The sequence below is a fragment of the Actinomyces ruminis genome (assembly GCF_002154335.2).
Taxonomy (GTDB): domain Bacteria; phylum Actinomycetota; class Actinomycetes; order Actinomycetales; family Actinomycetaceae; genus Actinomyces; species Actinomyces ruminis.
In genome coordinates this window covers 172,162-192,238 of the sequence record NZ_MTPX02000041.1, presented here as the reverse complement: position 1 = coordinate 192,238, position 20,077 = coordinate 172,162, and the positions used below count along the sequence as shown (strand labels likewise).

Here is a 20,077-nt window from a genome sequence, read left to right as displayed (position 1 = left end):
GATGGTGAGGAGGCAGGTGGCCGCACGCCATTGTGCCTGCTGTCTTGGGGTGTCACGTAGGCAGTGTCCGCCGCGCTTTCGGTTGCGTCAACCGGAATAGTAGCCGCAATACCGAGACTTATGCCCCGGCCGTGCAAAACTGAGATGGGCCTGGCCGGCCGCCGACATTTCCCCGCCATTTCCCCGAGGGCTGCCTGCTGGGAGTGGTTTAGTTGCGTGGTAGGCGAGTGGGCGTGTTGATCGGGGCAGTCGCAGTTGCTCGCCTTATGCACGGGGGGTGCGGAAGCGGGGGTTGGTGTGCTTGTCGCCCCCGGCGGTCCCGCGTTGACTGTGTATCAGAACGCAACGAGGTGCGGACGTCGCAGTCCCTGGCCTCGGGAGTTCCGGGCAGAGCAGCCCGTACTTCGATCACAGAAAGGCCTGTCATGACGACCCAGTCAGAGGCGCCCACCACGACGGGAGCACAGGTTCCCCTCAAGGAGAAGATCTCCTACGGCTTCGCCGAGTTCGGTTCCCAGTTCATCTGGACGACCGTCGGCTCCTACCTCATGACCTTCTACACCGACGTCGCCTCATTCCGGCGGCGGCCGCCGGCAACATCCTGCTCGCCGCCCGCGTGCTAGACGGCATCCAGGACCTTGGGTTCGGCTACATCGCCGAGCGCACGAAGAGCCGCTGGGGCCGCTTCCGCCCCTACGTCATCTTCGGCGCCCCCTTGTTGTCTATCTCCATGATTCTGGCCTTCTGGATGCCCTTCCATGGTGGCAACGGCGCCAAGATCGCCTGGGCCGGCATCACCTACGTCCTCCTGTGCTTCCTCTACACCGTGGCGAACATGTCATACGGCTCGCTGGCGGGTGTCATGACCACAGATTCCGGCGAGCGTGTCACCCTCAACTGGATCCGCAATATCGGTTCCCAGGCCGCTCAGCTCATTATGAACGTGGCGACACCCTTCCTGTTACTTTTTTTCGTTGCCTCTGAGGCCGGCAGGGAGCGCGGCTTGGACAGTCGCTCCTACTTCATAACAATGCTTCTCTATGCGCTTATTGCGCTGCCGTGCTTCCTCATTACCGGCATCAACGTGCGCGAGCGCATTACCATGACCGCCGAGCAGCAGAAGGTGCCCTTCAGCCGGACCGTCAAGGCGGTCCTCGGTAATGGCCAGCTGATGGTCGTGTTCCTGACGCTGTTGCTGCAGCTCTTCGGCCTCTTCGGCCGCATCGGCGTTATGTTCTACTACTGCCGTTGGATCCTGGGGAGTTCGCTCGTAATGGTGGGTGTCATGAGTGCCTTCCAGGTAGGAAGCGTTATCGGTGGCGTCGTGCTGCCGCCCTTCGCCCTCAAGCTGGGCAAGCGCAACATGATGATGATCTCGGTGCTCTCGGGCGGGATCGTTCTGCTGCTCATCTTCTTCTTCGGTCAGACGAACCTCACGGTGCTCCTCGCCTTGCAGTTCCTCTACGGCCTGTCCGGTTTTGCCTCCCCAATCGCCCTGTCCATGGTCCCGGACGCGGTCGACTACTACGAGCACAAGACCGGTATCCGCGCCGACGGCACCTCTTACGCGACCGTTTCCCTTTCCACAAAGCTTGCAAACGCCCTCGGCGCCGCCGTTGCCCTGTACATCATGGGCTGGTTCGGTTATGACGGGGCGCTCAAGGTGCAGAGCGACACCGCCCTGGCCGGTATCAATATCGCCGCGAACCTCGTCCCGGCCATCATGGCCTTCCTCGCCTTCATTCCGCTCTGCTTCTGGAAGCTGGACACCAAGACGATGGCGAAGATCTCCGCCGAGCTCGAGGTCAAGCGCGCCGCCCAGGCCGAGGCGCTCGCCGAAGGCGTCAGCCGCGACGAGGCAGAGCGACTCGCCGAGGCTGCTGAACGGGCCGCCAAGGAGCGCGGCGAGATCTGATAGCCCTACGGGTGGGCACAGGTGAATGATCGACCTTGGGGCCGACATCCTCCTGTGCCCGCCCTTACTCATTCATGACCGCTCGACTATTCGCAGTTTTGCAGCTCAACGAGGAGCCCCACGTGACCGCCGCCAACGCCTCCACCAGCACCAAGAGCCCCCTTGCCCAGCTCACCGCCGCCCAGCGCGAGCACATCGAGGCCCTGCTGGCCTCCCTGACCTGGGAGGAGAAGCTCGCGCAGATCCAGGTCACCTTCAAGATGACCCAGGAGGAATGTCTGGATGCCGCCCGCTCCGGCATCGGCGCCCTGTTCTGGCCCGGCAACGCGGCCGACACCAACGCAGTCCAGCGCGTGGCCGTGGAGGAGACCGCGCACGGCATCCCCCTGTTGATCGGCCTGGACGTCATTCACGGCCAGCGCACCACCTTCCCCACACCACTGGCCATGGGCGCCTCCTTCTCCGCCGCCGTCGCCCAGTCCTGCGCCGTCGTCTCCGCCGCTGAGGCCCGCTCCGGCGGCGTCACCTGGACCTTCTCACCCATGGTGGACGTCTCCCGCGACCCGCGCTGGGGCCGCGTGGCCGAGGGCTTCGGCGAGGACCCGCTGCTGACCGCCGAACTGGGCGCCGCCATGGTCTCCGGCTACCAGCACGAGCGCCTGGACGAGCCGGGCACCATGGTGGCCACCGCCAAGCACTTCATCGGCTACGGCGCCGCCGAGGGCGGCCGCGACTACAACACCGTGGACATGTCCGACCAGCGCCTCCACTCCGTCTACCTGCCGCCCTTCGCCACCTGCGTTCAGGCCGGCGTCGGCTCTGTCATGGCCTCCTTCAACACCATGAACGGCCGCCCGGTGCACGCCAACCGCCGCCTGCTCACCGGCATCCTCAAGGAAGAGCTCGGCTTCACCGGCGCCATCGTGGGTGACGCCTCCGGCGTGGGGAACCTCATCCCCCACGGCGTGGCCGCCGACCTGCCCGACGCCGCCCGCATGTCGCTGGCCGCCGGCCTCGACGTCGAAATGGGCGGCCACCTCCACGACCCCGCAGCCCGCCCCGAGCACCCGGCCCTCCTGGACGGGGACGACCCGGCCCTGGTGGCCCGGGTGGACGACGCCGTGCGCCGCGTCCTGACCCTGAAGACGGCCCTCGGCCTGTTCGACAACCCCTACGTGGACCCCGCAGCCGAGATCACCGCCCCCACCGCCGAGCACCTGTCCGCCGCCCGCATCGCCGCCGAGAAGTGCCCCGTGCTGCTCACCAACGACGGCACCCTGCCCATCGCCCCCACGGCCCGCCGCATCCTGCTGGCCGGCCCGGCCGCCACCCACACCGACCACCTGGGCGCCTGGGTGCAGCACTTCGCCGCCCCACCCGCCCATTCGCTGGCAGACGCGCTCACCGCCGCCCTGGCCGACCGCGCCGCGGCAACCAGCACGCCCGCACCCGAGCTCACGGTGCTGGGCGGCCAGGACCCGCTCGGCGTCACCGACGCGCAGATCGCCGAAGTCGCCGCGGCCGCAGCCGACGCCGACCTGGTCATCCTCGCCCTGGACGAGCCCAGCCAGCTCACCGGCGAGGCCACCTCCCGCGCCGACCTGCACCTGCCCGGGAACCAGGCCGCCCTGGTACACGCCGTCGCCGCCACCGGCACGCCCCTGGCCGTGGTGCTCGTGGCCGGGCGCCCGCTCGTCGTCGAGGACTGGATCGAGGAGCCGGGCGCCGTCCTCATGGCCTGGCACCTGGGCACCACCGCCCCGGAGGTGATCGCCGACGTCCTCACCGGCGCGGTCAACCCCTCCGGGCGCCTGCCCATGGGCCTGCCCCGCCACAGCGGGCAGCTGCCCGCCACCTACGACGCCCACGAGAACACCGGCCGTCCCGCCACCCGCGGCGGGGAGATGATCAAGCCCGCCTTCGACATGGGCCTGGACGGCCCCGCCAACCTCCAGGAGTTCTTCACCTCCAAGTACCGCGACCTGGAGCTCGGACCCCGGTTCCGCTTCGGCCACGGCCTGTCCTACACGAGCTTCACCTACCGGGACGCCGAGCTGAACCGCGCCACCATCACCCGGGCCGAGCTCAACGCCGGCCAGGCCGTGGAGGTGAGCGTCACGGTCGCCAACACCGGCGAGCGCGACGGCGAAGACGTGGTGCTGCTGTTCACCCGCGACGTGCTGGCCTCGCTCGCCCCCGCCGTGCGCAGGCTCTCCGGCTTCCAGCGCGTCGCCGTCCCCGCAGGTACCACAGCCCAGGTCATCTTCCGGCTGGAGCGCAGCCACCTGGCCCTGTGGGATGACGACGGGCAGGGCTGGCGCGTGGAGCCCGGCGACTTCGAGATCCGGCTGGGGCCGGACCCCGACGCCGAGCCGCTGCTCCTGACCGTCACCGACTGACCTGTCGCGCCTACAAGGAGGTAAGCAATGCGCTTCAACTCATCCCACGCGCCCGTCGTCGACGACGGCGTCCCCGAGAAGGTCGGCCACCTCACCGGCGTACATGCCCAGCGCCTGCACCTCATGGAGGGCCTGCCCCCGCGCGGGCCCGCCTGGGGGCCGGAGGAGAACGCCCGGCTGGCCCGCTTCGATGCCCCGGTCGAGCCCATTGACCTGCCGGCGGTGGATCGCCGCGAGGCCTTCGCTCCCGGCCCCAACGGGGATATCCGCGTCATCGTCACCACTCCGAAGAGGCTTGCTGAGCCCGACTCCGCCGGCCGCCGCGGCGTCATCGTGTGGATGCACGGCGGCGCCTTCCTCGGCGGCAGCCCGGAGATGCCCGAGGGCGACCACACCGCCGCCCGCCTGGCGCACGCCACCGGCCTGCCCGTCGTCAACGTCGACTACCGGCTCGCCACCGAGGGACGTCACCACCCGGTGCTCCACGACGACGTCTGGGCCGCCTACACCTGGGCGCGCTCCGGCGGCCACGGAACGCCCACCGACCCCGGGCTGGCGTTCGTCGGCGGTGGCAGCGCCGGTGCGGCCCTGGCCGCCACCGTCGGCCACCACGGGCGCGACGCGGGCTGCCCGCCTGCCGGCATCTTCCTCGCCTACCCGCTGGTGCACTATCCGCGCCCGCCGGCCTCCGCGGAGCTCACCGCCGCCCTGGCCGTCCTGCCCGACGCCTTCCAGGACAACCCCGACGGCGACGACTGGCTGATGAGCAACATGCTTGGCCCGGACATGCTGGATATCGAGCACCCCGAGTACGCGCTCGCGGGCATGACCGAGGACTTCACCGGCTACCCGCGCACCTTCATTGAGAACTGCGAGCTCGACGGCCTGCGCGCCTCCGGGGAGCGCTTCGCCCAGCAGCTCGCCGATGCGGGTGTCGACGTCGAGGTCCACACCTGCCCCGGCGAGCTGCACGCCCCATTGAACGTGCCCGGCCTGGAGTCCGGTGTGCGCATGTGCGCGCACCTGGCCGCCTTCATAAACGACGTCATCAACCACCACCACGCCTGACGACCAACCATGCGCCAGAACAGTTCAGCAGCACCCGTCGTCGTCACCGAGGGCCCCGAGAAGGTCGGAGGTGTCTCCGGCGTCCACGGCGAGCGGATTCACGTCCTGGACGGCCTACCCCCGCGCGGGCCCGAATTCACCGCAGAGCACCAGCTCAGGCGGCGCTCTACGACCTGCTCGTCGAGCCCGTCGACCTGCCCGCGGTCGAGCGCCGCGACGCCGTCGCCCCCGGCCCGCACGGGGACGTGCCCGTGCGCGTGTACACCCCGCGCGAGCTCACCACCCCCGACACCGACGGCCGCCGCGGCGCCATCGTCTGGATCCACGGGGGCGCCTTCATCTTCGGCGACCTGGACACCGCCGAGGCCGACCACACCGCCGCCCGCCTGGCCGACGCCACCGGGCTGCCCGTCATCAGCGTCGACTACCGGCTTGCCGTCGACGGCATCACCCACCCCGTCCCGCACGACGACTGCTGGGCCGCCTACCAGTGGGTCCGCGCCGGCGGACACGGCCTGCCCACCGACCCCGAACGCGTAGCCGTCGGCGGCGGCAGCGCCGGCGCCTGCCTGGCGGCCTCCGTCGGCCTGCACGGGCGCGACGCGGACTGCCCACCCGCCGGCGTCTTCCTCGCCTACCCGCTGGTCCACTACCCGATGCCCGCACCCTCCGCCGAGCTCGCCGCCGTCCTCGAGACGCTCCCGCCGCTCCTGTGGGCCGGTCGCGAGGCCGCTGTCGCCCAGAATGACCATCTCATCGGGCAACTCCTCGGCCCCGAGATGACCGGGGTCGAGCACTTCGACTACGCCATGCCCGGCAACGCGGACTCACTGGTCGGCTACCCGCGCACCTACATCGAGAACTGCGAGGCCGACGACCTGCGCGCCTCCGGGGAGCGCTTCACCCAGCAGTTGGTGGAGGCCGGGGTCGACGTCGAGCAGCACACCGTTCCCGGGGAGACCCACGGCCACCTGTCCGTGCCCGGCCTGCCCACGGCCAAGACCACCTGCGCCCACTTCGCCGCCTTTATCAGCGACGTCACGCGCTGAGCCCGTGCAGCGGGCCTTCCTCCGCACTCCTGACAAAGAACCACTATCGCACCACCGGAGAGACCCTATGACCGCCACTGCCCCGTCCGCCGCCCCCGCCTGGGGGCGCGGCATTGAGAACCAGCGCCGCGCCAACCTCGGCGACGGCACCTACCGCAACCCCGTCATGGGCGGGGACTACCCCGACCCCACCGTCCTGCGCGTGGGGGACCGCTACTACCTGACCTACTCCTCCTTCGAGTCCAGCCCCGGCATTGTGCTGTGGCGCTCGGAGAACCTGGTGGACTGGGAGCCCGTCGGTCCCACCTGCCCCGAGCCCTGGGGCAGCGTCTTCGCCATCGACCTGGTCGAGCACGCCGGCCGCTACTACATGTACATCCCCTTCATGCCCACCTCCTGGTCGCGCGTGGACGCCCCCACTATCGCGGTGATGTGGGCCGACGACATCGAGGGCTCCTGGCACGGCCCCATCGACCTGGGCCTGCGCGGCTACATCGACCCCGGCCACGCCGTGGGCGAGGACGGTGAGCGGTACCTGTTCCTCAACGGCGTCGACCGGGTGCGGCTCACCGATGACGGCCTGGCCACCGTCGGGGACGTCGAGCACGTGTACGACGGCTGGCACTACCCCGAGGACTGGGTGGTGGAGGCCTACTCCCTGGAGGGGCCCAAGCACGTGATGCGCGACGGCTGGCACTATCTGGTATCCGCCGTCGGCGGCACCGCCGGCCCCGCCACCGGCACATGGTCATCGTGGCCCGCTCCCGCTCCATCGACGGTCCCTGGGAGAACATGTCCACCAACCCGCTGCTGCGCTGCACCGACCCGGCCCAGCCCTGGTGGTCCCGCGGCCACGGCACCCTGCTGGAGGGCCCGGGCGGCAGTGGTACGTCATCTACCACGCCTACGAGAACGGCCACACCGGGCTCGGCCGCCAGATCCTCCTCGAACCCATCGACTGGACCGAGGACGGCTGGCCGGTGGCCTGCGGCGGCGACCTGACCGTGCCGCTGCCCCTGCCCGGCGGCGGTAGCGAGCAGCGTCCCCACGGCGTCGCCCTGTCCGACGACTTCGCTGCGCCCGCCTGGGGCTGGCGGTGGACCTTTGATCAGCCGGGCGCCGACGAGACCGTCCGTGCCGACTTCACCGGCGAGGGTCTGGTGCTGGCCGGCAAGGGGGAGGGGCCGGCGTCGGCCTCGCCCATGACCGTGCGCGCCCCCGACCGCTCCTACCGGGTCGAGGTGGGTGTTGAGCTGCTCGGCTCCACGAGCGCTGCCGACGGCGGCGGCGCGGGCGGCTCGCAGGCCCCTGAGACTACGGCGGGTCTGCTGCTGTTCTTCAACCACCGGCTCTTCCTCGGGCTGGAGCTTGCCGAGGGGCGCCTGCAGGCCTGGACCGGCGGCATCCCTACCTGGGCCGGCCAGCCGCTGCCGGAGGGCACCCGCGCGCTGGAGCTCGCCCTGGAGAAGCGTGAGCACATCGTGCAGATGTACTACCGCGCCCCCGGGCAGGCGGAGTGGACCCACTACCCGCTCACCCTGGAGTGCTCCGGCTACCACGCCAACACCGCGAACGACCTGGTCTCGCTGCGCCCCGCCGTCTTCGCCGCCGGGCCGGGTAGCGCTCGCATCACCGACTTTCGGTACCGGGCCCTGTGAGGGCCGGGCTTTCGAACTAGGAGCACACCATGACCGCGCCCGCCGACCTGCACCGCCCCGCCACCCGCGCCGCCCTGACCGCCGCCCGCTTCGCCACGCCGGAAATGAGCGACCGGCCTGGAATCCGCTGGTGGTGGCAGCAGCCCACCCCCGTGGCGGAGCTGCTTGAAGAGCTGCGGGCGATCGCCGCCGCCGGCTTCGGGGAGGTGGAGATCGCCTTCTCACCGGGCTTCTGGGCCGACGCCGCCCAGCGCGAGGCCCTGGACGCCGTCCTGGAGGAGGCCCGGGGCCTGGGGGTGGGCGTGGCCATGACCCTCGGCGCCGCCTGGCCGCTGCAGACCCCCAACACCGCCCGCGGCACCGCATACGCCGCCCAGGAGCTCCAGTACGGGGTCGCCTGGGTGGACGCCGTCGGCGACGGCGGCGCAGTGACCACGCCCGTGCCCGCACCCTTCGATGATCCCGACCTCGAACGCGGCGGGGAGCTGGTCGCCGTCGTCGCCGCCCGGGTGGTTCAGCGCGGTACCTCCCCACGGGTGGTCCCCTCCGGCAACCCCTGGGGCAAGCCCACCAAGGTCATCGAGCCCGAGCACTCCACCCTGCTGGACGAGACCACCCTGACCGTCCTGAGCGGACAGGTGCGCGGCGAGGGCGCGGACGCCGTCGTCGCCTGGAGGCCGGGGGAGGGGCAGTGGGCGCTGACGGCCTTCTGGTCCCGGGACAGCGAGCAGGGAGTGACCAGCTTCCTCGACGCCGAGGCCGCCCGCGCTGCCCTGGCATACCTGGACGAGCACCAGATCGGGGAGGCGGGCGCAGCCGCCTTGGCTGCCGACACCTCCACCGCCACCGAGCTGTTTGAGGACTCCCTGGAGCTGAACGCCGACTGCCTGTTCTGGAGCCGCGGCTTCCTCGAGCGCTTCCGATCCCTGCGCGGATACGACCCCACCCGCTACTTGCCGCTGCTCATGGCACACGGCCAGTGCCGCTACTGGGTGCCCGAGGCGCCCCCGCGCCCCGACTTCGACTCCGCCGACGCGGACGGAGCCACCACCGACCTGGGGCGACGCGTGCGCACCGACTATGACCGCACCGTCACCGACCTGTACGTCACTGACCACCTGGCCCTCATCCAGGACTGGGCCACCGGGCATCACATGCGCACAAGGCCCAGGCCGCCTACGGGCAGAACCTCGAACCGGTTCGCTCCTTCCGCGAACTCGTGCGCTGCGGCGGGCGTGCCGAGGTGGAGTCCCTGAACTCCGGCGACCGCGCACCCATGCGCATGGACCACCCGAACTGGCGCTTCGCCCTGGACTGGCAGCGCAGCTGCGTGGGCGGCGCCCACCAGGGCGGGGCCGTGCGCGTGTCCACCGAGCTCGGCGCCCAGATGGACAAGTGCTACGACTTCTCCCTGGCGGACTACCGGCACATGCTCAACAAGGAGTGGGCGGTGGGCGTCACCAAGCCCTTCGTGCACGGCTTTGCCGCCCAGGATCCCGAGGCGCTCTGGCCCACGCGCGGTCGCTTCGGCACGGTAGTCTCCGAGTCCTGGAACCACCGGCACTTTCCCCAGTGGGAGCACTGGAAGGGGCTGACCGACTACTGGGCGCGGGGCACCGCCGTGCTGGAGACCGGCACGCCCCGGGCGGACGTGGCCGTCTACCGCGACGGCTTCCTGACCACCGCCGCCCGCGGCAACGCCGAGGCCGACGCCACCGCCCCCGACCGGCTCATCGACGCCGAGCCGCTGGAGCGGGCCGGATACAACGTGCAGATCCTCGACCCGGTCGGCCTGGCCGAGGACGGAATCGTCGGCCCCGAACACGACACGGATGCCGGCGGGACGGTGCTCTTCCCTGACGGGCCCGCCTACCGGGCCCTGATTCTGGACGCCGCGCTCCAGGGCGGCACCATCCCGCTTAACGCGGCCCGGGCGCTGGCGTGCGCCGCACAGGCAGGGATGGCCATCGTCGTCGTCGGGCAGCCACCGGCGGGGGATGCCGGCTGGGGCGGCGCCGACGCCGACGCGGCGGTGCGGGAGGCGATTGCCGCCGCGCTCGCCGGACCGTGCGTGAAGCGGGTGGATGCTTGGGCGCTGGTGCCCGGTGCGCTCGCGGCACTCGGGGTGCGTCCCCGCGTAGCCTGGCGCGGGCCGGTGCTGCTGAGCCAGGTGCGCGACGCTGTCGAGGGCCGCTACGTGCTTGTTTACAACCCCGGTGCCGAGGCGGTTGCACTGCCGCTGGAGATCGAGGGCGCCGGGCGCGTGGAGGTTCTGGACCTGGACACGGGCACGATCACCCCGGTGGGTGCCGAAGCGGTCGTCGGGTGCACGCGCGTGGAGACCGCACTCGCCCCGCTCGGGCTGGCAGTGCTGCGGGTTGTGCCCACAGGGCCCGGTGCCGACGCCGGAGAAGTGGCGGGTGCGGGCGGGGCCTGTGCAGTCGCCGGGGCGGTGATCGGTACGGGCGCGATTGACGCCATGGGCGCCGACGGTGCGGAACTCGCCCTCGTGGACTGGAGCCTGACCGTCACCAGCGAGGCGCCAGACGGACCGCGCACCATCGTCCTGCCCGGGCAGGGACCCGGCGATTGGCGTGAAGTGCCGGGGCTGAAGGACGTCTCCGGCATCGGGGTGTACCGGGCCCGGGTGGAAGTCGGCGCCGGCGCTGATGATGACCGGGCCGCCCTCGCGGGCGTGGTGCTGCGGCTCGGGGAGCTGGGCGGCAGCGCGCTGGTGCGGGTGGGCGACCGCGAGTTTGGGCCGGTGCTGCGCGATGACGTGGACATCCCGGTTGGGGAGGCGCTGGCGGCGGTCGTGGCTGCGGGGCAGGAACCGACCATCGAGATCGAGGTGCGCACGACGCTGCGCAACGCGACGCTGGCCGCCGACGTATACATGAAGGGCCCCTGGGCGGTGCAGCACCCGAGCGTGCCGCACGGCCTCCTCGGCCCCGTCCATCTCACCGAGGTCGGTTGATATAACCGCCGAGGTCGGTTGTAGTCACGTGCCCAGACCGGTAGATATAACCGCCGCGGTCGGTCGTTATGGCGGCAGCCGGTGGGGCGTGCCCTCCGGGCAGGTGTGGCTGGGACGATTTTGTGAGTGCTGCACACTGGAGCTGTCATGACAAACTCTTCCGGTCCCGGTTTTTCGTTGACATCCTGCGGGAATGGCGGTTCGGTCGGATTTGTGTGGTTGTGCTCCGGTGTGCAGCAAGGCCGTCGTTGCACACCGGAGGCCATCCAGCGTTCCAGACCAAATGAGTGAAACCGCAGAATCATGCGGTTCTTGGGTGAGCCCCGGTTTCTCCGGTGTGCGGCGCCGCCGTATCCGTGGTGGTGGCGCCATGCGACTGTTCGACCGAGGCGCTGTTCGCCAGGGCAAGCCTTTAAAGGAATGCGCCGGAGAGGTTCTACGTTCGGGCGCCAAGTTCACCAACTCACCTTAGTAGGGCCCGTGAACCGGTCCGCGCCGTGAACCAGCACTGTGCCAGCCGGCACGTCTACGGTCGTCGTTCCCCGCTCCGCGACGACGCACACGTCTCCGCGCACGGTCGGGACGACGCATGCGGCCCACTCAAGGTCCCCCAGCTGCGGATCCACCGTGAACTGTGCCCATCCGGGCACCAGAGGCCGTGTGCCAAGGATCGCAAGTACCAGCAGATCCGCGGGCCCCGAAGACCATCCGTGGCACAGGCTCTTACCGAACGGCCGCCCGTACATCTGTGTCGGCTGCTCCCCTTCCGAGGCGAAGTCTTCCCAGAACGTATCGGCCCCGGCCGCGACCAGAGGTCCCCAGGACCGAATAAGCTCATCAACCGCCTGGCCACGCAGCCCGCGCTGTACGAGTGCGCGCAGAGCCCACGCTCGCATCGACGGAGTTCCCGACGACGTGGCCAGAATCTGCGCCTCCACGCCGGGCGACTCCGGAGGCGTGAGCCCGGCTAGGGTGGCCAGCGTGTTCGCCAGCGGTACCGGCTGAGAGACGCCGTCTACGTACTCGCGCCATGCGCCGGCATCGGGATCCCATCCGTCGCGCCAAAGCGTCCCGGCCACCCGTGCGGCATATTCCTTCCAGGCGCGCAGCCGTTCGGGTCCCGGCGCGCCTGGCGCCTCCATCCTGCGCACATGAGTGCCTACCGTATCGCGCTTTGCAGCGCCCAGTACCACAGAGCTTGGAACGCCGTCGGTGTGCGCAGCGGATCCACCTCAACGCCCCAGTCCAGGAATATCGCCCCCGGTCCTGACTCAGGAAAGGAGAGGTCGTCCTTCACCGTATGCAGCAGGCCTCCGGTATCCGTCATAGCCAGCAATGAGGAGAGCACTTCGATCAGGTCGGATGCGGTCGCAGTCAGCAGTGCCTCGTCATTGAAGGCCTCCAGATCGAGGGCAAGCGCGATGATTCCCCACAGTGTGTAGTCGGCAATTCCGTTCGCGAATGCGTTTTGCGGGCGGAACAGGGCAGCGATGCCATCGGCGGTGATACGCGGATCGCCGAATGCGTACGCGTTCGGGCCGATGGCGGCGGCGTTGTCCGCCATCCAGGGCAGGCGGTCCCGTTTGATCCCGTCGACGATGAGCGTCTGCATACAGGTTCCCAGAGTCGTCGCCGCCACCGTCCACATCCGGGTAAGTTGCTCATCCGAGCATGCGAATGCTCCACGTCGGAGGAAGGCTCGCGAACTGGCGCGCACGTGCACACGTGAGGCGGTGACGCCGCTCACGCGTACGTACCGCAGGCCCAGGCGATTCGCACTCACCCAGCGACTCGTACCCTCCTGCACCAACTCGGTACGGCACTCCGCGAACTCGAGGCCGGCCAGGGCCTCGGCCGCGGATTCCCCCACTGTCAGCACTGGTCGCCCAGCTCCGGGTGGCAATCGATGACTACATTCCCCAGCACGGGGAGAGGCGCAACCCATAGCGACGCTTGGGCGAAGTCTTCGCGTAGCAGCTCGACGTCGGTAACTGGCTCGCCGGCCTCGTGCGGTGGCACACGGCCACCGGGATGAACGGCGGCCGGATACCAGTATTGATCTCCCTCCAGCAGTGTGTCGACACGGATGTTCTGACAATGGTGGTCGCTGCTGCCGAGATCGACGCCACTAGCCTCCCGCCCGCGCGCGGTGTTCGGGACGAGGCATATCGCCGGCGGCTGGCCCTCCCGGGCGTCGACGACGAGGGTTATTGTCTCCTCGTTATCGAGGTGTAGTGACGCGCCGGGTCTTAAGTATTCCGCGTGTCGCGGGAGTGCCCACGGACCGCTTGACGTTGCGGATATCCCTGCCGCGATGGGATTACCGCCTGGCAGCACGTGTACAACACCGGTGGCACGGGCAAGGACGGCGGTGCCGCGCCCGCGCAGCCGAAACATGGCGCGCACCGCTGGAGGAGTTGCGGTTTCCGGGTAGGAGACGTGTCTCATGGTTCGCCGACTCTCCGCCAGTTGGACCCGTAGCGCCCCGCGTCCGAACTGTGCTCGTGGGTAGAACCAGCAGGTCATCCTTTCTACGTCTTCTTCGGCCGAGAGGGACGTGGGTCCGTCCATACCGATCAGCGGTAACGGGGAGCGGGCGACGATGGCATCGCGGGCGCAGCGAGGCGGGGAGGGGACTTGGGCGACCATGGCTGGCGCGCATGGAGGGAAAGACATGTGTGTACCTCGCAGGGGAAGTGGTTGCCGCGCTGCATTGTGCGGGACCGCGATCTGCTCGGATGCCCGCAGGTCTGTATTGAAGCGCTTCGGAGTGTTGGACGCAAGCTCGAGGGTCGGGGATGTATGTCTGAAGGCCTCTGTTCGGGAAGGTGTACGTGCGATCGAAACACCGATATTATGCCATTTTGTCGGCCTGTGTCGTTCGGAGGCGCCGGCTCCGACATAGCTGCTTGACGATCTCTGTGGCCCGCGGCTATCCTGAGCCTGCAATGAAGCGCTTCAGTTTCATGGCTCACGTCACTCCAACGGAGGAGCGGCGAAGGCATCCACACATGGAGGACATCCCACATGAGAATCCGCAAGTCTATGGCTGCCCTGGCGGCCGTTACCCTGGTCGGGGCGCTGGGTCTCAGCGCCTGCGGCTCAGGCACTGGAGACGACTCTGCCGACGGCGTCACCGAGCTCTCGATCTACATCGACTCCGATCCCTCGTCGATCGCCCTTTGGGACCCGTTGGTGGAGTCGTTCAACTCCTCTCACGAGGACATTCAGATTTCCTACGAGACTCACCCCTCCGGATCCGAGGGCGACAACCTAGTCAAGACCCGTCTGTCTACGGGGGATATGAACGACCTGTTTTGGTACAACTCCGGCTCGCTGCTTAAGGCGCTGAGTCCCGACTCCACACTCGTGGATCTGTCCGATCAGGAATGGGCCGACAAGGTTGACGACAACTGGACGCAGGCGGCCTCCACGGATAATGGCCTGTACGGTCTGCCGGTCGGTGCCTCCTTCGCCTTCGGAATGATCTACAACAAGGATGTCTATGACCAGCTCGGCTTGGATGTGCCCGAGTCTTGGGAGGAATTCATGGACAACAACGAGGCTATCGAGGCTGCTGGTATTACTCCGGTGGTGCAGACCTACTCCGACACCTGGACTTCGCAGGTCATGGTCCTCGGTGACGCCGCCAACGTGCTGGCTGCGGATCCCGAGTGGGCCGACAACTACACGGCAAATAAGGCCAAGTACGTTGACGATCCCGCCTTCGCAGGCTTCCAGCACCTGCAGGATGTCTATGACGCTGGCTACCTGAACGACGACTTCGCTTCCGCTACGTACGACGACGGTGTCAAGATGCTCGCCGAGGGAACTGCGGCCCACTATCCGATGCTGACTTCGAACGTTTCTGCGGCCATCGGGGAGAACTATCCGGATGCCGACGCGTCACTCGGCGTCTTCGCGATTCCCGCCGATGACGCAGCCAACACCACGCTGACTATCGGCACGCCGAACGGCATGTACATTCCCAAGACCACCGAGGGGGCGAAGCTCGACGCCGCCTACGAGCTCCTGGACTGGCTGGCTACTCCGGATGCCTGCTCTGTCATGGGCTCGGCAATCACGGTTGGCGGCCCGTTCGTGATTGATGGCTGCGAGCTTCCTAGCACCGCCACTTCGCTGGTTGGCGATATGACCCCCTACTACGAGGAGGACAACACCGGCCTGGCACTGGAGTTCCTCTCGCCGATCAAGGGGCCTTCGCTTGAGCAGATCACCGTTCAGGTCGGTTCCGGTATCTCGACGGCCGCCGAGGGCGCTGCACTGTATGACCAGGATGTCGAGAAACAGGCGCAGCAGCTCGGCCTTGAGGGTTGGTGACAGGCAACCGCCGTGTGGGGGCGGGTCCGGCGGCCCGCCCCCACACATCATTCGGAGTGATCATGACTGCTACAACCGCACCCGCAGCTTCGGGCGGGGCTTCGAAGAAGGCGGCCCGGGTCAGGAAGGCGAAGCGTAAAGGGCGGGGCCTGGACAAGTACTACCCGCTGTACTTCCACATCCCCGCAGCATTGTTCTTTGTCATTCTCTTCCTGATCCCGACGGTCGCCTCGTTCTACTTCTCCCTAACACGCTGGACCCTGTTCGACATGGAGTTCATCGGACTGGACAACTTTGTCCAGTTCTTCAAGGAGCCCTCCTTGGTGAAGGGCTTCATCAACACCTTCATCTACGCCTTCGTCACCTCGGGGACCAAGGTTGTCCTGGGACTCGCCCTCGCGGTCCTGCTCACCTCGCAGGTCTTCGGGCGCAACTACCTGCGGTCCGTTGTTTTCTTCCCGGTGCTGGTTTCCACCATCGGGGTCGGCGTGACCTGGAAGGTACTGCTTGATCCGCGGGACGGGTTGGTCAACCGAGTGCTAGCCGTCGTCGGCATTGACGGTCCCGGCTGGCTGACCGACCCGAACCTCGCGCTCTTCTCCGTAGCCGGCGTCGACGTCTGGAAGGGAGTCGGGCTGGCCACCGTCATCTACATCTCCGGCATCGTCGCTATTCCTCACGAGTTCGTCGAGGCGGCGAAGGTGGATGGCGCCGGTGCCTGGCAGATCTTTAAGAACATCACCCTGCCCCTGTGCCGGCCGGCGACGGTGACTGTCATCATCCTGTCGCTCATCGGCGGACTGCGGTCCTTCGACCTCATCTGGACCATGACCCGTGGCGGCCCCGGATTCTCCTCCGACGTGATCGCCTCGGTCATCTATAAGCAGTACCAGGCGGGGTTCTACGGCCTGTCGACAGCGGGCAACGTTGTGCTGTTCCTCGTGATCGCGGTGATCGTGATTCCTCTCAACGCGTGGCTAAACAGGAAGGGCGACCAATCATGAGTGCCACCGCACCTTTCGCCGGAAGACGGCGTACTCGCAAAGGTCTGGTGCCGGGGATCATCGCGATCCTAGTCAGCGTCGTGATCTTCATCGTGCCGTTCGTCTTCATTGTGCTGACGGCGGGGAAGACGCAGAAGGAAGCCTCCCTGCTGGAGTTTTCATTGCCCACCCAGTGGGCCTTCGTAGAGAACTTCAAAGCAGTGATCGCCACCCAGGACTACGTGCTGATACGTGCCTTCGTCAACTCTGCCGTCGTAACGGTGCTCGCCGTAGCGATCCAGGTGATCTTGGGCGCGATGGTCGGCTACGTCCTGCAACGGCGTCGGTCGCGGTGGAACGGCATCATCAATCTGTTCGTCATGATGGGACTCATCATCCTCCAGCTGTCGTCCCGACCATCTGGGTTCTGGAGGGGCTAGGGCTGTACAAGACTCTGGCCGGCTTGATCGCCGTCCACGTAGCTTTCGGGCTCTCGTTCTGCATCCTGCTGTTCCGTGCCTTCGTGGAGACGATCCCCAGAGAACTGGACGAGGCGGCTGTGATCGACGGCGCGGGCCCGCTGCGCCTGTTCTTCCGGGTCATCTTCCCGCTACTGAAGTCGACGATTGTCACGGTGATCGTGGTACAGGCGGTGACCGTCTTCAACGACTTCACCTACGCCTTGTACTTCCTGCCGGGTGCTGGCAACGAGACCGTCCAGCTCACGCTGTACAATTACCAGTCCCAAGGCCTGAACCAGTGGAACCTGCTGTTCATGGATGTCCTACTGATCACCATACCGCCGCTCATCATGTACGCCTTCTTCAATCGGCAGATCCAGGAGGGCATGACGGCGGGCGCCGTGAAGGGGTGACCGGGCGGCTCCGTGCGCTCGGGGTGGTAAGGGAGGTGTTCGACAGGTGCCCACACGTACGCAGCGGCCGCCGCGTCTGCGCGATGTCGCAGACCGGGCCGGGGTGTCACTGGGCACCGCGTCGAATGTTCTCAACCACCCCGAGCGCGTCTCGGCAGCCGCTATCGAGCGAGTGCGGATGGCGATCGACGAACTCGGCTTCGTCCGCAATGCCAACGCCAGTACCCTCGCCTCCGGTAGATCCGGGGCCCTGGGGCTTGTAGTTATAAACCTCTCAAACTCCATGTTTGTCGATGTGGCGCGGGGCGCACAGGCAGCAGCCCGCGCCGCCGGACACAACCTGCTGCTGGCGGACAGCGCCGACGACTTCGGTGCCCAGGGGGACAACGTCGATTCCTTCAACGAGGCGCGCGTGGCGGGACTGCTCCTGGCCCCCATGCAGGACTCCTCGGAGCACGTGGCTCGCCTGAAGGCCCGCCAGACCCCCGTGGTTCTTATCAACTACGACCAGGGGGACGACAACTTGTGCACCGTCGTCGTCGACAACGAGCAGGTTGGCTATCTCGCGGTACGGCACATGTTGGACATCGGCTGCCGACGGATCGTCTTCGCGGCGGGCGGTGACGAGTACTACCAGCCGGTCCGGCTGCGGCGCAGGGGGGCGCGGCGTGCCATGCGTGAGGCTGCGGGAGCCGCATCCTTCGAGGAGATCATGGCCGATGGAGTCAAGGAGGCGGATGGGCTGACCGTGGCGCGCCAGATCGCCGGAAGGGGCCCCGATACCCGTCCTGACGGCATCATAGGCGTGTCCGACTCGCTCGCCTCCGGCCTGGTCGAGGGACTGAGCGAGGCGGGTATTACCGTCCCCGACGAAATCGCCGTCATGGGGTGTGACCGCAACAGTTCCGCGGGGGATTGCCGAGTGCCACTAACCAGCATCGCCATGAAGGGGCAGGAGATGGGTGCCGCGGCTGTGCGCCTGCTTCTGGACGAGATGAACCGGGACGGTGACCACGTCCACCAGCGGGTTGTGCTCACTCCAGAGTTGATCGTGCGGGGGTCGACGGTACTCCCGTAGGGCCGGCCCATTGGCACGGCGTCATGCTCGGGCCTCGTAATGGGCTCGGTGAGTGTCGGCCGGTGCGGCTTTCCGCTACCACGTCGTGAAACTCAACCGCCAGCAAGCACCGGTCGGCCCGGTCGGGCCGAGGAATTGTCCAAGAACGGCATAAACGCCCGCCACACCGCTCGGACCGGAGGGAAAAACGGCGTGATTCCAACGGTCTCGCTGGGCGCTCGCGTGCGTCCCGGGACCGTTTCTGCCGGATTTGGACATTCTGACCGCCATCCCCTCGTTGCTGTCGAGGCGGCGGGGATGCCCGTCGATGAGGCGAGATGCGAACCGACCGCCTGCAGCAACTTATGCACATCCAGGGCGCAAGTTATCTCTGCGGGGCTTGGGATCGGCTCTAGAGGGCGAGTTGAATCAAACCCGTGAGGCGGGAACGCATCCTGCCGGGCCCAGCCATTGCCGGCGGGCTCAACCCGAACACAGGAGTTCAGACATGAGCAAGAAGCTTCGCATCGGCATCGTGGGTCTGGGGTTCATCGGAACCCAGAAGCACCTGGTGGGTCTGGCGCAGCACAAGGACAAGTGCGAGATCGTCGCCTTCTGCGACTTCGACATCGAGCGTGCCGAGGCCGGCAAGGCGGAGTGGGGCAACGAGGACGCCTACACCACCACCGACTACATGGACCTCGTGAACGACGACTCCATCGACGTCATGCACGTGTGCACCTGGAACGCCAACCACTGCGAGATCACCTGTGCCGCCCTGGAGGCCGGCAAGCACGTGATGGTGGAGAAGCCGATGGCCGTCACCGGTGAGGACGCCCGCAAGATGCGCGACACCGCCAAGCGGACCGGCAAGAAGCTCACCGTCGGCTTCCAGTACCGCCAGCGCGAGGAGTACCAGTTCCTCAAGGCCCTGGCCGACGAAGGCAAGTTCGGCGAGATCTACGCCGCCAAGGCCCACGCCACCCGTCGTCGCGGCGTGCCGATCTGGGGCGTGTTCACCGACAAGTCCAAGCAGGGCGGCGGCCCGCTCATCGACCTGGGCGGCCACTCGATCGACGTGGCCCTGTGGCTGATGAACAACTACGACGTCGCCTCCGTCACCGGCGTGGTCAACTACAAGCTGGCCGACAAGCCGGAGGGCAACATCGGTGGCGAGTGGGACCCGGCCACCTACGAGGTGGAGGACTCCGCCTTCGGGTTCGTCACCTTCAAGAACGGTGCCTCCCTGTTCGTTGAGGCCTCCTGGGCGCTGAACATCAAGGCCGCGCGCGAGGGTTGCATCACCATCATGGGCACCGAGGCCGGCGCCGAGACCATCCAGGACCCGGCCGGTTCCGCTAACCTGATCGTTGACGTCAACTCCATCGAGGGCGGCAAGCAGGTCAACACCGGTTTCGGCGCGGGCGGCGCCTACTTCTCCGCCGGCGGCGTTGGCGGCGCCCAGACCGGCTTCTCCTACATGGGTGGCCTGGAGGCCGGCCTGTGGCTCGACGCCATCCTCAACGACACCGAGCCCTACGTGACCGCTGACCAGGCCGTCGTCGTCACCGAGATTCTCGATGGCATCTACAAGTCCGCGGCTCAGGGCGGCAAGCCCGTCTACTTCGACTGAGCCCGATCTCTCCCACAACCCAGCGGGGTCGACGCCGTGGCACAACCGCGGTCACGCCGTCGCCCCGCGATAACACGCCGCACCGTCCCGGCCGCGCTACCAGGCGCTGACCTGACGGACAGC

Annotated in this window: 18 protein-coding genes and 1 pseudogene; 17 read left to right on the top strand and 2 right to left on the bottom strand. The window is 67.8% G+C overall.

Annotated features, from left to right (window positions below; all coding sequences use genetic code 11):
* Positions 1-425 precede the first annotated feature (425 nt).
* The 10 genes and pseudogenes from BW737_RS18135 (at position 426) to BW737_RS07905 (ending at position 11,066) form a co-directional block, all read left to right on the top strand.
* Complete coding sequence (locus BW737_RS18135; protein ID WP_257210612.1) at positions 426-623, top strand: hypothetical protein; 198 nt, start codon at positions 426-428, stop codon at positions 621-623.
* Positions 617-1,915, top strand: coding sequence for an MFS transporter (locus tag BW737_RS07935; RefSeq protein WP_257210611.1), 1,299 nt, complete (start codon positions 617-619; stop codon positions 1,913-1,915). The genes BW737_RS18135 and BW737_RS07935 overlap by 7 nt, the downstream gene beginning before the upstream one ends.
* Before the next feature lie 122 nt (positions 1,916-2,037).
* Entirely contained in the window at positions 2,038-4,314 is a 2,277-nt protein-coding gene (locus tag BW737_RS07930) for a glycoside hydrolase family 3 N-terminal domain-containing protein (RefSeq protein WP_218961851.1), read from the top strand.
* A gap of 27 nt (positions 4,315-4,341) precedes the next feature.
* Entirely contained in the window at positions 4,342-5,382 is a 1,041-nt protein-coding gene (locus BW737_RS07925) for an alpha/beta hydrolase fold domain-containing protein (protein WP_086614037.1), read from the top strand.
* Positions 5,383-5,633: 251 nt separating this feature from the next.
* Positions 5,634-6,431 (top strand): alpha/beta hydrolase, encoded by a 798-nt coding sequence (locus BW737_RS16215; protein WP_180272131.1) that lies wholly within the window; start codon positions 5,634-5,636, stop codon positions 6,429-6,431.
* A 67-nt stretch (positions 6,432-6,498) separates the two neighbouring features.
* Positions 6,499-7,164 (top strand): annotated as a pseudogene (locus BW737_RS16880) (family 43 glycosylhydrolase); the annotation flags it as partial.
* Between the two features lie 11 nt (positions 7,165-7,175).
* Entirely contained in the window at positions 7,176-7,433 is a 258-nt protein-coding gene (locus tag BW737_RS19900; protein ID WP_420835724.1) for a family 43 glycosylhydrolase, read from the top strand.
* Positions 7,412-8,089 (top strand): hypothetical protein, encoded by a 678-nt coding sequence (locus tag BW737_RS16875; protein ID WP_218961858.1) that lies wholly within the window; start codon positions 7,412-7,414, stop codon positions 8,087-8,089. Before BW737_RS19900 ends, BW737_RS16875 begins: the two co-directional genes overlap by 22 nt.
* A 29-nt stretch (positions 8,090-8,118) precedes the next feature.
* Complete coding sequence (locus BW737_RS07910) at positions 8,119-9,345, top strand: hypothetical protein (protein WP_086614039.1); 1,227 nt, start codon at positions 8,119-8,121, stop codon at positions 9,343-9,345.
* A complete protein-coding gene (locus tag BW737_RS07905; RefSeq protein WP_143233329.1) occupies positions 9,333-11,066 on the top strand; it encodes a glycosyl hydrolase family 2 protein in 1,734 nt (577 codons plus the stop codon). Before BW737_RS07910 ends, BW737_RS07905 begins: the two co-directional genes overlap by 13 nt.
* Before the next feature lie 455 nt (positions 11,067-11,521).
* Here BW737_RS07905 and BW737_RS07900 read toward each other — a convergent pair whose 3' ends face one another.
* Together BW737_RS07900 and BW737_RS16210 are read right to left on the bottom strand one after the other, a co-directional pair.
* Entirely contained in the window at positions 11,522-12,145 is a 624-nt protein-coding gene (locus tag BW737_RS07900; RefSeq protein WP_180272130.1) for an alpha-L-rhamnosidase C-terminal domain-containing protein, read from the bottom strand.
* A gap of 80 nt (positions 12,146-12,225) precedes the next feature.
* Entirely contained in the window at positions 12,226-12,678 is a 453-nt protein-coding gene (locus BW737_RS16210) for a hypothetical protein (protein ID WP_180272129.1), read from the bottom strand.
* A 443-nt stretch (positions 12,679-13,121) separates the two neighbouring features.
* Here BW737_RS16210 and BW737_RS07890 point away from each other — a divergent pair, with 443 nt between their 5' ends.
* The 7 genes from BW737_RS07890 to BW737_RS07865 all read left to right on the top strand — a co-directional run bounded on the left by BW737_RS07890 (position 13,122) and on the right by BW737_RS07865 (position 19,954).
* Entirely contained in the window at positions 13,122-13,301 is a 180-nt protein-coding gene (locus BW737_RS07890) for a hypothetical protein (RefSeq protein WP_086614043.1), read from the top strand.
* A 792-nt stretch (positions 13,302-14,093) separates the two neighbouring features.
* Entirely contained in the window at positions 14,094-15,407 is a 1,314-nt protein-coding gene (locus tag BW737_RS07885) for an ABC transporter substrate-binding protein (RefSeq protein WP_086614044.1), read from the top strand.
* A gap of 62 nt (positions 15,408-15,469) precedes the next feature.
* Positions 15,470-16,411 carry a carbohydrate ABC transporter permease gene (locus tag BW737_RS07880; RefSeq protein WP_086614045.1) on the top strand — a complete coding sequence of 314 codons (942 nt, stop codon included), beginning with the start codon at positions 15,470-15,472 and terminating at the stop codon, positions 16,409-16,411.
* Entirely contained in the window at positions 16,408-16,830 is a 423-nt protein-coding gene (locus BW737_RS16870) for an ABC transporter permease family protein (RefSeq protein ID WP_218961849.1), read from the top strand. Before BW737_RS07880 ends, BW737_RS16870 begins: the two co-directional genes overlap by 4 nt.
* A complete protein-coding gene (locus tag BW737_RS16865) occupies positions 16,743-17,264 on the top strand; it encodes a carbohydrate ABC transporter permease (RefSeq protein ID WP_218961848.1) in 522 nt (173 codons plus the stop codon). The genes BW737_RS16870 and BW737_RS16865 overlap by 88 nt, the downstream gene beginning before the upstream one ends.
* Positions 17,265-17,310: 46 nt before the next feature.
* Positions 17,311-18,342: a LacI family DNA-binding transcriptional regulator gene (locus BW737_RS07870; RefSeq protein WP_218961847.1), complete on the top strand. Its 1,032-nt coding sequence runs from the start codon at positions 17,311-17,313 to the stop codon at positions 18,340-18,342.
* Positions 18,343-18,829: 487 nt separating this feature from the next.
* Complete coding sequence (locus BW737_RS07865) at positions 18,830-19,954, top strand: Gfo/Idh/MocA family protein (protein ID WP_086614046.1); 1,125 nt, start codon at positions 18,830-18,832, stop codon at positions 19,952-19,954.
* Positions 19,955-20,077 lie beyond the last annotated feature (123 nt).